We start from the raw sequence: 11,361 nt of genomic DNA, 5'->3' as shown, positions 1-11,361 counted from the left end.
GCCTCGTCGGTCAGAACTGCTTGGTGGCGCGCGAGACGATGCTCTCGGGCAGGGTCAGCCCCTGCTTCTCCGCCGCGGCCGGGTTGACGAACAGGTCGAACTCGGTCTGCGTCTCCACCGGGATGTCGGAGGCGGGCGTGCCCTCGAGGAGCTTGAGGAAGACGGCCGCTGCGTCCTTGCCCTGCTGGGTGTAGTTGACCGACAGGCCGGCGGCGGCGCCGCGCTCCATCGTCGACTCGTCGGAGGCGAAGACGGGCGTCTGCTTCTGCTCGGCCACCTGGATCAGCGACTCGGCCGCGGAGACGACGGTGTTGTCGGTGGGGATGAGGTAGGCGTCGACGTCGAGCGACTCGGCCGCCTGCTGCACCTCGGAGGAGTTGGTGACTGTCGCCTTCTTGATCTCCATGCCCATGTCGGCGGCGGCCTTCTCGGCCTCGGCCACCTGGACCTCGGAGTTGACCTCGCCGGAGGAGTAGACGATGCCGACGGAGGCCACCTCGGGAAGCGCCTCCTTGATCAGCTCGAGCTGCTCCTTCATCGGGTTGAGGTCCGAGACGCCGGTGATGTTGGCGTCGGGGGCATCCCAGGAGGCGACGAGGCCGGCGGCGACCGGGTCCGTCACGGCGGCGAACACGATCGGGCGATCGGTGATCACGTTGGCCAGCGACTGGGCGGTGGGCGTGGCGATGGCGAGGAAGCCGTCGTAGTCCGAGGATGCGAAGGTGTTGGCGATGTTGGTCAGCGTCGACTGGTCGCCCTGCGCGTTCTGAAGGTCGAACTCCACGTTCTCCCCCTCGACGTAGCCCGCCTCGGCCAGCGCGTCGATGAATCCCTGCTGCGCGGCGTCGAGCGCCGGGTGCGACACGATGGTGGCCACACCCACCTTGATCGACTCGGGCGCGGCCGGGCCGGAGGCCGAGCTGGACGCGGCCGTGGCGTCAGCGGAGGCCGACGTCGACGGGGTCGTGCCGGCGCAGGCGGTGAGGGCGAGGGCGCCGACGGCGCCGATCGCGAGTGCCTTGAGCTTCATGATTCTCCTTGGAAACTGGTTCGCAGGTGGCTAAGCCTAGTGACGGCGCGCCGGCCGCCGGCGCGCGGTCCACGTCAGTAGGTGGTGTCGGCCTCGGCCAGCACGTCGTCGGGGATGGTGTGGCCCATGCGCTCGGCCGCCGCGGGGTTGACCACCAGCTGCAGGCTCTCCTGCAGCTCCACGGGCGTGCCGGCCGGGTCCGCGCCCTCGATGATGCGGGCGATGATGCCGGCCGTCTGGAGCCCTTGGGCCTTGTAGTCGGTGGCGAGCGCGGCCGCGGCGCCGCGCTGGACCGAGTCCGGGTCCGAGGTGACGAGGAGCCGCTGCCGCTGCTCGGCCACCTGGATCATGGACTCCATCGCCGAGACCACGGTGTTGTCGACCAGGACGAAGTAGGCGTCGACGTCGAGCGACTCGGCGGCCTGCTGCACCTCGGACGAGTTGGTGATGGTGGCCGTCTTCACCTCGATGCCGAGGTCTGCCCCGGCCTCGACGGCGGCCTCGGCCTGGACCTGAGCGTTGACCTCGGCCGAGGAGTAGACGATGCCGACGGTCTTCACGTCGGGCATGATCCGCTGGATCACCGCGAGCTGCTCGTCGGTGGGCAGCTGGTCGCTCGTGCCGGTCACGTTGCCCCCAGGGTTGTCCATCGACTCCACGAGCCCCGCCGCGACGGGATCGGTCACCGAGGCGAACACGATGGGGCGGTCCTGGATCACCTGGGCGAGGGCCTGGGCCGGTGGGGTGGCGAGAGCGACGAAGAGGTCCTTGTCGGATGCCGCGAAGGTGTTGGCGATGTTGGCCAGCGTGGCCTGGTCCCCCTGCGGATTCTGGAAGTCCAGCGTGAGGTTCTCACCCTCCACGTAGCCCGCCTCTGCCAGTCCCTCCCGGATGCCCTCGTAGACCTGGTCGAGCGAGGGGTGGGAGACGATCGTCACCGCGCCGATGGAGACGCTCGGCTTCGACGCCTCGCTCCCGGGCGCTCCGCTGTCCGTCGCCGGCACGCTCGAGGTCCCGGTCGCGCACCCGCCCACCAGCAGGCTCAGGGCCAGGGCCGCGCCCACAACTGCTTTCCGCACCATCGCGTCTCCTCCTTCGATGTCGCCCCACCTTATCGGCGCCGCTCCGACGGGCCGCAACCGGGGCGTCGGGCACAGGCCCCGGGAATGCGGAAAGGGCCCCGCTGTGGGGGCCCTTTCCGGTGTGCGCCTTACTTGGCGTCGGTCTCCTCGACGGCTGCCTCGTCCGCGGCTGCCTCGTCCGCGGGAGCCTCCTCCGCGACCTCGGTCTCCTCGACCTCAACCTCGTCGGCCGGGGCCTCCTCGGCAGCGGCCGGGGTCTCCTCGGCCGTCGCCACGGGCTGCTCCGCGGCCTTCTTGGCCTTGGGCTTGGCCACGACGGGCTCGGTGATGATCTCGATCACGGCGAGGGGGGCGTTGTCGCCCTTGCGGTTGCCGATCTTGGTGATGCGGGTGTAGCCACCCTCACGACCCTCGAGCGACGGCGCGATCTCGTCGAACAGGCGCCGGACGACGTCCTTGTCCGTGACGGAGGCGAGCACGAGACGACGGGCGTGCAGGTCTCCCCGCTTGGCCTTCGTCAGCAGCTTCTCCGCCAGCGGCTGCACGCGGCGGGCGCGGGTCTCCGTGGTGGTGATCCGGCCGTGGTCGAACAGCTGGGTGGCAAGGTTGCGCAGGATGATGCGCTCGTGGGTCGGGCTGCCGCCCAGACGAGCGCCCTTGGTTGGCTTGGGCATGAGTTAAGAGTCTCCAGAGATAGTGCGGTGGGCGGTCAGTACTGCTCGGTCTCGGCGAAGTCAGCGTCTTCGTCGTTGTCCTCGTCGTAGCGCTCGATGGCCTGCATCGGATCGAAGCCGGGGTTCGAGTCGCGGAGCGCGAGGCCGAGGCCGGCCAGCGTCTCCTTGACCTCGTCGATCGACTTGGAGCCGAAGTTGCGGATGTCGAGCAGGTCTTCCTCGCTGCGGGCCACGAGCTCGCCCACGGTGTGGATGCCCTCGCGCTTGAGGCAGTTGTAGGACCGGACCGACAGCTCGAGATCCTCGACGGGGAGGTTGAGGGACTCGGCGATCTGCTCGTCGACGGGCGACGGGCCGATCTCGATGCCCTCGGCGTCGACGTTGAGCTCGCGGGCCAGGCCGAAGAGCTCGACCAGCGTGCGGCCGGCGGAGGCCATCGCGTCGCGCGGGGCGATCGACGGCTTGGTCTCCACATCGATGATCAGGCGATCGAAGTCGGTGCGCTGCGCGACACGGGTGGCCTCGACCTTGTAGGTGACCTTGAGCACCGGGGAGTAGATCGAGTCCACGGGGATGCGGCTGATCTCGGCGTCAGGGTTCTTGTTCTGCACGCTGGACACGTAGCCGCGTCCGCGCTCGACGACGAGCTCCATTTCGAGCTTGCCGTTCTCGTTGAGCGTGGCGATGTGCAGCTCCGGGTTGTGGATCTCCACACCGGCCGGGGGCTGGATGTCGCCCGCGGTGACGGTGCCGGCGCCGGCCTTGCGGAGGTACATGACCACCGGCTCGTCCTCCTCCGACGAGAGCACGAGGCCCTTGAGGTTGAGGATGATCTCGGTGACGTCCTCGACGACGCCGGTGAGGGTGGAGAACTCGTGCTGGTTGCCCTCGACCTTGATGCTGGTCACGGAGGCGCCCGGGATGGACGACAGGAGGGTGCGACGCAGCGAGTTGCCGAGGGTGTAGCCGAAGCCGGGCTCCAACGGCTCGATGACGAACCGTGAACGGAACTCGGAGACGACGTCCTCGGCGAGGGTGGGGCGCTGTGCAATGAGCATTTTCGGTGATCCTTCCCGCACCAACCGCTATCTGATGGTGCGAATGTGGCCGCAGGGCCGGGTGGCGCCGGAGACCGGCCGGATCGCTCCGGCCGATCTCCGGCCCTGGGTTTTACTTCGAGTAGAGCTCGACGATCATCTGCTCCTGGACGTCCACCACGATCTGCTCGCGGACGGGGAGCTGATGCACGAGGATGCGCATCCGGTTGGGGCGGGCCTCCAGCCATGCGGGGACCGTGCGGTCGCCGTGGGTCTCACGGGCGATGACGAACGGGGTCATGGTCAGCGACTTCTCGGCCACATCGATGATGTCGTGCGCGCGGACGCGGTACGACGGGATGTTCACGCGCTGGCCGTTGACCAGGAAGTGGCCGTGGACCACGAGCTGGCGGGCCTGACGGCGGGTCGACGCGAAGCCGGAGCGGTACACGACGTTGTCGAGACGCGACTCGAGGATCTGGAGCAGACGGTCACCGGTCTTGCCGGGGTGACGGTCGGCCTCCTCGTAGTAGCGGCGGAACTGCTTCTCCAGCACGCCGTAGGCGAAGCGGGCCTTCTGCTTCTCCTTGAGCTGCAGCGAGTACTCGGAATCCTTCGTGCGGCCGCGGCCGTGCACACCCGGGGGGTACGGACGGCGCTCGAAGGCCTTGTCGTTGCCAACCAGGTCGGTCCCGAGTCGACGAGACTTCTTGGTCAAAGGGCCGGTGTAACGAGCCATAATCTTGCTAGTCCTTCTTCTCTCTCAGGCGATCAGACGCGACGGCGCTTGGGCGGACGGCAGCCGTTGTGCGGCGTCGGGGTCACGTCGGAGATGGCACCCACCTCGAGGCCGACGGCCCCGAGCGAGCGGATCGCGGTCTCACGGCCGGAGCCGGGACCCTTGACGAACACGTCGACGCGCTTCATGCCGTGCTCCATGGCACGGCGGCCGGCGGCCTCGGCGGCCATCTGCGCGGCGAACGGGGTCGACTTGCGGGAGCCCTTGAAGCCGACGGTGCCGGCGGAGGCCCAGGCGATCACAGCACCCGTGGGATCGGTGATCGAGATGATGGTGTTGTTGAAGGTGCTCTTGATATGCGCCTGGCCGGCGAGCACATTCTTCTTTTCCTTGCGGCGCACCTTGGTCTTGGCGGCGGCCGCCTTGCGGCTTGCAGTAGCCATTGAGTCTTTCTCCTAAGTCCTGCAGAGGGGCGCGGGTTAGCGCGCCTTCTTCTTGCCAGCGACGGCCTTCTTCTTGCCCTTGCGAGTGCGCGCGTTGGTGCGCGTGCGCTGACCACGGACCGGCAGACCACTGCGGTGGCGACGGCCCTGGTAGTTGCCGATCTCGACCTTGCGGCGGATGTCGGCGGCGACGGTACGACGGAGGTCACCCTCGATCTCGTACTGGCCTTCGATGTGGTCGCGCAGGGCGACGAGCTGGTCCTCCGTGAGCTGGTGGACTCGGATGTCGCCACTGATGCCAGTGGCGGCGAGGGTCTCGGCGGCGCGGGTCTTCCCGACGCCGAAGATGTAGGTGAGTGCGACTTCCAGGCGCTTTTCGCGCGGGAGGTCAACACCAACGAGGCGTGCCATCAGGCGGTTACCTTTCTTAAGTTTCCGGTCCTGGCCCACTGGTGAGCCCGGTCGAGGACCGCGAAGGTGTGTGGCGTGACGCGTCCCCGTCGCCTGTGGTGCTGTGCTGCACCGACGGGGCCCTGGCCTTCGCCCAGGGGTTGGGGACCCGGGAGGGTCCTTGCGTTCACGTTGTTTGAAGTTGTCGGCGGAGTGGGCGATCGACCCGTCCCGCGGTGTTCTGCGTACCAGTGGCCCGGAGGCCCCTGGTCAGCCCTGGCGCTGCTTGTGGCGAGGGTTCTCGCAGATCACCATCACACGACCGTGCCGGCGGATGACCTTGCACTTGTCGCAGATCTTCTTGACGCTCGGCTGAACCTTCATCGAGCAACCTTTTCAATCAGCGACTGGGAGCGCGGACGCGCCCAATCTTGTGGTGGATGAGCTTGGTCGGAGATGCTGGACATGCGGACATGTCCGGGCACAGACGACCGACGCACCACTCTACGCGACGAGTGGGCGGGATACCAAAACGGGGACGCCCGCCGCAAGTGCCGGGCCGACAAGGCATGGGGCGTCGGCTGCGGGCACGAAAAAAGGGCGCCGCCGGGTTCCGGCGATGCCCTTCTCCTGGGGGTGGTGCGTTGTGCCGCACCGCTCACTTGTGACGGTAGACGATGCGTCCGCGCGTCAGGTCGTAGGGGGACAGCTCGACCACGACGCGGTCCGCGGGCAGGATGCGGATGTAGTGCTGGCGCATCTTGCCGCTGATGGTCGTGAGGACCTTGTGGCCGTTGGCCAACTCCACGCGGAACATCGCGTTGGGCAGGGCCTCGACCACGGTGCCCTCGAGCTCGAGGGCTCCTTCTTTCTTCGCCATGTACTCTCTCTCGTTGCGCCGGCCCGCCCCATGCGCGCCGGTTAGTACCAATCGGCTATTCTACGCCGCGCGCCCGGCAAGGCCAAACGTCGCGGGCGGCGGCCGATCGCTACCCTGTGACCATGAGCTACTTCGTGGTCCAGTACACCTACACCGACGACCCCCGGGCCCTGGACGCGGAGCGGCCGGCGCATCGGGCCTACCTCTCGTCGCTGCTCGACTCTGCGCTGGTGGCCAGCGGTCCGTACGTCGGCAGCGATCTCCCCGGCGCCCTGCTCATCTTCAACGGGGACTCGGTCACCGAGATCGAGGAGCTTCTGGACGAGGATCCCTTCTGGACGGCCGAGCTGATCGCCGAGCGCTCCATCGAGGAGTGGAACCCGGTCCTGGGTTCGCTGGCCTGATCCCCTGCTACCCCCCGACGAGCGCCGATATCGACGGGTGGGCCGCGGCGTAGCCGTCGAGGAGGGCCTTCCCGAGCCGTGGTGACCCCACCAGCGGATGGATGGAGAATCCCTCCCAGGCCTTCTCCCGGCTCCCCGTCAGGGCCGCCTCCGCGATGGCCTGCTCCGAGGCGCGGAGGCTGCTCATCTGACCCAGCTGCTGGAGGGTGAGCGGGGCGACAGGGAGGGGGTGGACGCCCTGTCCGTCGGCGACGCAGCCGACCTCCACCACCACGTCGCCCGGCAGCTCCGGGATGATGCGGCGCGTGCCGGTGCCGTTGGCGACGTCCAGGATCATCCGCTCCGGCTCACCGGTGGCCAGGGCGGTCATGAGGCGAAGGGCCACCTCCTGGTAGCCGCCGCCGGCCACGTCCTCGTCGTGCCTGGCCTCGTCGCCCTCGCGGGCCTCCGCCATGTAGGTGGCCTCCCGCTCGTGGAGGGCCTCCTGCCAGAGGGCCAGGGGCGAATCGCAGCAGGCCACGTCCTCGTAGAAGCGCCCCTGCTGGCGGTTGAGGTACTGGCCCCGGGTCTCTCCGGCCGCGCGGACGGAGCGGACGGCCTCGTCGGTCTTCCAGTAGTAGTAGAGGTACTCGTTGGGCAGCGCTCCCATCGCCCGAACCCAGTCCTTGCCCAGGAGCCGCGCCTCCTCGATGTGCTCCAGCGAGTCGTCCGAGGCGAGGAGCCCGGGGAGCCGGTCCACGCCGTCGACGCTCACCGAGCGCAGCCAGCCCAGGTGGTTGAGGCCCACGTAGTCGTACTCGACGCGGTGCCGGTCGTGCTCGAGGGAGACGCCCAGCAGCCGCGACACCCGACGCACGAGGCCGATCGGGGTGTCACAGATCCCCACGACCCGCTCCCCCAGCACCGCGCGCATCGCCTGCGTGACGATGCCCGCCGGGTTGGTGAAGTTGATCGTCCACGCCTGGGGGGCCACCTCGGCGATGACCTCGGCCACGTGACGCATCACGGGCACGGTCCGCAGCGCGTAGGCCAGGCCTCCGGGGCCGACCGTCTCCTGGCCCAGCAGGCCCAGCTCGAGGGCGACCCGCTCGTCGACGATGCGCCCCTCCGCGCCGCCGACGCGGATCGCGGCGAACACGAAGTGCGCCCCGGCCAGCGCGTCGCGCAGGTCGGTGGTGACGCGCAGCCGGGGCGGACCGGTCAGTTGCCTCGCGCGCTCCGCGACGACCCGGCTGATGGCCTCGAGCCGGGGGGCCGACGAGTCGTACAGCACCACCTCGGTGATGTCGACGGCGGCGCGCCCGGCGGCGGCGAGCGCGTTGGTGGCCACGGCGTCGTAGACGAGGGGGACGCGGAAGCCGCCCCCGCCGAGGATCACGAGTTTCATGTGGCGGCGACCCTTTCTTGCCGCTCACGGGGGCGGGTGGATTCCGGTGCGGGCGATCCGGTCCCCCGTGGCGTGGCAGGATCGAGCATATCGACGTGCGAAGAGGGACCATGGCATGACCGGGCACGACCACCTCAGGGACGACGACGCCACCGTGTGCGAGGAGTGTTCGCCGTGGGATCCCCTCGAGGCGCTGCGCACCCCTCAGGACCCGCCCCTGGACGTCCTCACCACCGGCACGATCTTCTTCGACCTCATCTTCACCGGTCTCCCGCGCCTGCCTGAGCCAGGTGAGGAACTCTGCAGCGCCGGGATGGGATCGTGCCCTGGCGGCATCGCCAACCTCGCCACGGCGACCGCCAGGCTGGGGCTGCGCACGGGGCTGGTCACGGGCTTCGGTGACGACACCTACGCCGACTGGATGTGGGACACGTTGAGCGGGCAGGAGAAGATCGACCTGAGCGCCTCGCGCCGGTTCGAGAACTTCCATTCCGCGCTCACCGTGTCGATGGCCTTCCACGACGACCGGGGCATGGTCACCCACATGCATCCGCTGCCCGAATCGCTCGAGCCCAACCTGCTGGCCGCCCCTGCGGCGCGGGCGGCCGCCGTCGACCTCAAGGACGCGGCGCCGTGGTGGCACCGCCTCAAGGAGCGCGGCACGCTCCTCTTCGCCGACGTCGGGTTCGACGAGACCGGGGTGTGGGACCCGTCGGTGCTGCGTCTCCTCGACGAGTGCCACGCCTTCACGCCCAACGCCGTCGAGGCCATGCGCTACACGCGCACCGACCGGCCCACCGACGCCGTGCGCAGGCTGGCAGAGCTGGTGCCGCTGGCGGTGGTGACCGACGGCGTCAACGGCTCCTTCGCGATCGATCAGGAGTCCGGAGAGGAGGCCTACTGCCCCGCAGTCACGACGGAGGCGATCGACCCCACCGGGGCGGGCGACGTCTTCGCCGCGTCGATCGTCCTCGGCACCCTGGCGGGATGGCCGCTGGAGCACCGGCTGAGGTTCGCCGCGTTGACCTCGTCACTGGCCGTGCGCCAGTTCGGCGGTTCGCTCGCGGCCCCGGGCTGGGGCGACATCGCGGACTGGTGGGGGCTCGCCTCCGCCCGCGCGGCGGGGGGCGACCTCAGGGCCGCCTACGTGCTGCGCGACTACGAGTTCCTGCGCGACCTGCTCCCGGACCACCCCGTGTTGGGCGTCCGCAGGGCGCAGGGCACGTTCGCGCTGGCCTCCGACGCGGGCCGGCGCCACCCCTGATTCTCAGTCCACGTCGCCCGGCAGCGCCGTCCAGGTGTTGCAGTTGCCCAGCGACGACGAATACAGGCCCCTGAGGCCCCACGTCGCCACGGAGTCCTTGGACCCGTGGATGCCGTCCTCGACGACGGCCCTCAGGTAGGGCTCGAAGGAGTCGAAGACGCCGCGGGTCATCGTGAACGACGGGTCGTGGGCGATCATCGCGTAGCCGAAGCAGGTGGCCTGGAGCTCCAGCCTCCGCGCCGATTCGTTGTCGCCGCCCACGGAGTACTCGGCCAGGAACATCCCCGCCTCCGACTGGAGGTGGTGTCCGTACTCGTGGCCGGCCATGTCCTTGACGCCGAAGGCGTGCCAGGCGGCCCCGTTCAGCGTGGCCTCGCCGAAGTAGATGGCGCCGCCCTGCGCCGAGCAGTACAGCGCCGGGGCGTAGACCTCGCCGCACGGGGTCTCCACCCGCTCCCCCGCGTAGAAGAACACCGGGATGTCCTGCGTGCTGTAGCCCAGGTTCGCCAGCGTGGGCTTCCACGCGGCCTGCAGGCAGGCCACCTGGGCTCCGGCTGCAGCCTCCAGCTCCGCCATGTTCACCACCACGCCCGGCGCGGGGCAGCCGGCCAACGTGGGGATGGGCGGCGCATACAGGGCGCTCTGCTGGAGGGTCACCCAGTCCGGGTTGGTCGACGTCGGCCCCGGGATGGGCGGCCATTCACGCGCCGGGAGTCCCACCTCGTCCACCGGGGGGGTCGGCGGGGCGGCCGGCTCCGAGGGGGGCGCCGGCTCGACGGTGGGCTCGCCCGGCTCGGTGGTGGGCTCGTCGGGCGGCGGGGGCGCCTCGTCGGAGGGTGTGGCCTCGGGCTGGACCACCGCCGGCGGCTCTGGTGAGGCCAGCTCGGAGACGGCCCCGAACAAGGCCGCCGCCGCGAAGAGGCCCACCCCTCCGAGCAGGAGGAGGACGAGGAGGACCACCCCGGCACCCCCGGAGCGCCGCGGCGGGGGCGGGGGCGCCCACCGCTGCGGGAGCGGGGGTCCCCACCGCTGCGCGGGCGGGGGTGCCCACCGCTGAGGACCGCCCATCCGCGGACGCTGCCAGCCGGGGCCTGTGCTCATGCCACCGCCTCCGGCGGCGCTACCCAGGCGTTGCAGTCTCCGGCCGTGTGCGCGTACAGCCCCCTCAGCCCCCAGTGCTGGATCGACTCCCTGCTGCCGTGCACCCCGTCCACCAGCATGCTGTCCAGCCGCGACAACCAGGATGCGTAGGTGGTCTCGTTGAGCCCCACCGAGTCGTTGTGGGCGGTCATCATCGCCGACCAGCAGATCGCCTGGAGCTCGGAGCGGCGCTCCAGGCCGCTGTCGGGTGGGAGGGAGAGCTTGACGTCGGTGATGCCTGCGAGGTGCTGGAGGTGGTGGCCGTACTCGTGGTTGACCATCTCGTTGACCGCGAGGTCCCAGGACTGGGCCATGCGCAGGTGGCCCTCGCCGAAGTGCGCCACGCCGTCGCCCGATGAACAGTAGAAGGCGGGAGCCTCCAGGTACCCGCAGCCGCTCTCCGAGCCCTCGCCGGTGAAGAACTCCACGGCGGGACGTGTGGTGGGCCAGCCGAGGTCGAGCAGGACCGGCTCCCAGGCCGCGTGGACGCAGTCCCATTGGGCCGTCACCGCCGCGCGCCACGCCTCCTCGGTTGGGGTGGTCGCGGGCGGAGGGCAACCCCGCAGGGTCACCGGGGCCACGCCGTCGAGCGGGGTCTGCTGGGCGGCCGCCCACGGAGACGCCGGGTCCGGCGGGGGCAGCGGTGGCCACTGGCGGTCCGGGAGGGTCCACCCGCCGGGGCCCGCCAGCGGCGCCTCGGGCGCCCCCGGGCCAGCCTCGACGGCGGGGACGGCGCCCGTCACGACGGTGTAGGTCACGCCCACCAGCGACACCACGACCGCCAGCGCGAGCACGGCGATCCCCAGCTTCATGGGGCGGGAGGGCCTGGGCTCCGGCGGTTCGATGTGCCACCCGTCCATCAGCGGCCTCCCCCGGCCCGGCGCATTCCCG

Annotated in this window: 14 protein-coding genes; 2 read left to right on the top strand and 12 right to left on the bottom strand. The window is 70.1% G+C overall.

Annotated features, from left to right (window positions below):
• Nucleotides 1-10: 10 nt before the first annotated feature.
• From ACZK5D_RS02265 to infA, 9 genes are all read right to left on the bottom strand, one after another.
• Complete coding sequence (locus ACZK5D_RS02265; RefSeq protein ID WP_463664084.1) at nt 11-1,030, bottom strand: ABC transporter substrate-binding protein; 1,020 nt, start codon at nt 1,028-1,030, stop codon at nt 11-13.
• 74 nt (nt 1,031-1,104) lie between these two features.
• Nucleotides 1,105-2,112, bottom strand: a complete 1,008-nt coding sequence (locus tag ACZK5D_RS02260) for an ABC transporter substrate-binding protein (RefSeq protein ID WP_463664083.1) — start codon at nt 2,110-2,112, stop codon at nt 1,105-1,107.
• Nucleotides 2,113-2,240: 128 nt separating this feature from the next.
• Nucleotides 2,241-2,786: a 50S ribosomal protein L17 gene (rplQ, locus tag ACZK5D_RS02255; RefSeq protein ID WP_463664082.1), complete on the bottom strand. Its 546-nt coding sequence runs from the start codon at nt 2,784-2,786 to the stop codon at nt 2,241-2,243.
• Nucleotides 2,787-2,821: 35 nt separating this feature from the next.
• A complete protein-coding gene (locus ACZK5D_RS02250; RefSeq protein WP_458994486.1) occupies nt 2,822-3,844 on the bottom strand; it encodes a DNA-directed RNA polymerase subunit alpha in 1,023 nt (340 codons plus the stop codon).
• A 112-nt stretch (nt 3,845-3,956) separates the two neighbouring features.
• Nucleotides 3,957-4,562, bottom strand: a complete 606-nt coding sequence (gene rpsD, locus ACZK5D_RS02245; RefSeq protein WP_458994487.1) for a 30S ribosomal protein S4 — start codon at nt 4,560-4,562, stop codon at nt 3,957-3,959.
• A 32-nt stretch (nt 4,563-4,594) separates the two neighbouring features.
• Nucleotides 4,595-5,005, bottom strand: coding sequence for a 30S ribosomal protein S11 (gene rpsK / locus ACZK5D_RS02240; protein WP_458994488.1), 411 nt, complete (start codon nt 5,003-5,005; stop codon nt 4,595-4,597).
• A 36-nt stretch (nt 5,006-5,041) separates the two neighbouring features.
• Nucleotides 5,042-5,416: a 30S ribosomal protein S13 gene (rpsM, locus tag ACZK5D_RS02235; protein WP_458994489.1), complete on the bottom strand. Its 375-nt coding sequence runs from the start codon at nt 5,414-5,416 to the stop codon at nt 5,042-5,044.
• 249 nt (nt 5,417-5,665) lie between these two features.
• Nucleotides 5,666-5,779, bottom strand: coding sequence for a 50S ribosomal protein L36 (rpmJ, locus tag ACZK5D_RS02230; protein WP_020575560.1), 114 nt, complete (start codon nt 5,777-5,779; stop codon nt 5,666-5,668).
• Between the two features lie 274 nt (nt 5,780-6,053).
• On the bottom strand, nt 6,054-6,275 hold the full coding sequence (gene infA, locus ACZK5D_RS02225; protein WP_068749455.1) for a translation initiation factor IF-1: 222 nt from the start codon (nt 6,273-6,275) through the stop codon (nt 6,054-6,056).
• A 122-nt stretch (nt 6,276-6,397) separates the two neighbouring features.
• On the opposite strand from infA, the gene ACZK5D_RS02220 reads away from it, so the two are divergent.
• Nucleotides 6,398-6,679 carry a YciI family protein gene (locus tag ACZK5D_RS02220; RefSeq protein ID WP_458994490.1) on the top strand — a complete coding sequence of 94 codons (282 nt, stop codon included), beginning with the start codon at nt 6,398-6,400 and terminating at the stop codon, nt 6,677-6,679.
• Between the two features lie 7 nt (nt 6,680-6,686).
• Here ACZK5D_RS02220 and ACZK5D_RS02215 read toward each other — a convergent pair whose 3' ends face one another.
• Nucleotides 6,687-8,066: a family 4 glycosyl hydrolase gene (locus tag ACZK5D_RS02215; RefSeq protein ID WP_463664081.1), complete on the bottom strand. Its 1,380-nt coding sequence runs from the start codon at nt 8,064-8,066 to the stop codon at nt 6,687-6,689.
• A gap of 115 nt (nt 8,067-8,181) precedes the next feature.
• Between ACZK5D_RS02215 and ACZK5D_RS02210 the strand changes: the two genes are divergently transcribed.
• Nucleotides 8,182-9,330, top strand: a complete 1,149-nt coding sequence (locus ACZK5D_RS02210) for a carbohydrate kinase family protein (protein WP_458994492.1) — start codon at nt 8,182-8,184, stop codon at nt 9,328-9,330.
• A gap of 3 nt (nt 9,331-9,333) precedes the next feature.
• Here the strand turns inward: ACZK5D_RS02210 and ACZK5D_RS02205 are convergent, their stop codons facing one another.
• A complete protein-coding gene (locus ACZK5D_RS02205; protein ID WP_463664080.1) occupies nt 9,334-10,431 on the bottom strand; it encodes a neutral zinc metallopeptidase in 1,098 nt (365 codons plus the stop codon).
• Nucleotides 10,428-11,330, bottom strand: coding sequence for a neutral zinc metallopeptidase (locus tag ACZK5D_RS02200; protein ID WP_463664079.1), 903 nt, complete (start codon nt 11,328-11,330; stop codon nt 10,428-10,430). Before ACZK5D_RS02200 ends, ACZK5D_RS02205 begins: the two co-directional genes overlap by 4 nt.
• Nucleotides 11,331-11,361 lie beyond the last annotated feature (31 nt).

It is taken from the genome of Tessaracoccus yangjingae, assembly GCF_055326235.1.
Note: the sequence above shows the minus strand (reverse complement) of the source record. Positions and strands in the feature narration are given on the sequence as shown.

What these genes read in the sequence shown, in the direction of transcription:
- ACZK5D_RS02265 (WP_463664084.1), bottom strand. Translation starts at nt 1,030, where the DNA reads ATGAAGCTCAAGGCACTCGCGATCGGCGCCGTCGGCGCCCTCGCCCTC.
- ACZK5D_RS02260 (WP_463664083.1), bottom strand. Translation starts at nt 2,112, where the DNA reads ATGGTGCGGAAAGCAGTTGTGGGCGCGGCCCTGGCCCTGAGCCTGCTG.
- rplQ (WP_463664082.1), bottom strand. Translation starts at nt 2,786, where the DNA reads ATGCCCAAGCCAACCAAGGGCGCTCGTCTGGGCGGCAGCCCGACCCAC.
- ACZK5D_RS02250 (WP_458994486.1), bottom strand. Translation starts at nt 3,844, where the DNA reads ATGCTCATTGCACAGCGCCCCACCCTCGCCGAGGACGTCGTCTCCGAG.
- rpsD (WP_458994487.1), bottom strand. Translation starts at nt 4,562, where the DNA reads ATGGCTCGTTACACCGGCCCTTTGACCAAGAAGTCTCGTCGACTCGGG.
- rpsK (WP_458994488.1), bottom strand. Translation starts at nt 5,005, where the DNA reads ATGGCTACTGCAAGCCGCAAGGCGGCCGCCGCCAAGACCAAGGTGCGC.
- rpsM (WP_458994489.1), bottom strand. Translation starts at nt 5,416, where the DNA reads ATGGCACGCCTCGTTGGTGTTGACCTCCCGCGCGAAAAGCGCCTGGAA.
- rpmJ (WP_020575560.1), bottom strand. Translation starts at nt 5,779, where the DNA reads ATGAAGGTTCAGCCGAGCGTCAAGAAGATCTGCGACAAGTGCAAGGTC.
- infA (WP_068749455.1), bottom strand. Translation starts at nt 6,275, where the DNA reads ATGGCGAAGAAAGAAGGAGCCCTCGAGCTCGAGGGCACCGTGGTCGAG.
- ACZK5D_RS02220 (WP_458994490.1), top strand. Translation starts at nt 6,398, where the DNA reads ATGAGCTACTTCGTGGTCCAGTACACCTACACCGACGACCCCCGGGCC.
- ACZK5D_RS02215 (WP_463664081.1), bottom strand. Translation starts at nt 8,066, where the DNA reads ATGAAACTCGTGATCCTCGGCGGGGGCGGCTTCCGCGTCCCCCTCGTC.
- ACZK5D_RS02210 (WP_458994492.1), top strand. Translation starts at nt 8,182, where the DNA reads ATGACCGGGCACGACCACCTCAGGGACGACGACGCCACCGTGTGCGAG.
- ACZK5D_RS02205 (WP_463664080.1), bottom strand. Translation starts at nt 10,431, where the DNA reads ATGAGCACAGGCCCCGGCTGGCAGCGTCCGCGGATGGGCGGTCCTCAG.
- ACZK5D_RS02200 (WP_463664079.1), bottom strand. Translation starts at nt 11,330, where the DNA reads ATGGACGGGTGGCACATCGAACCGCCGGAGCCCAGGCCCTCCCGCCCC.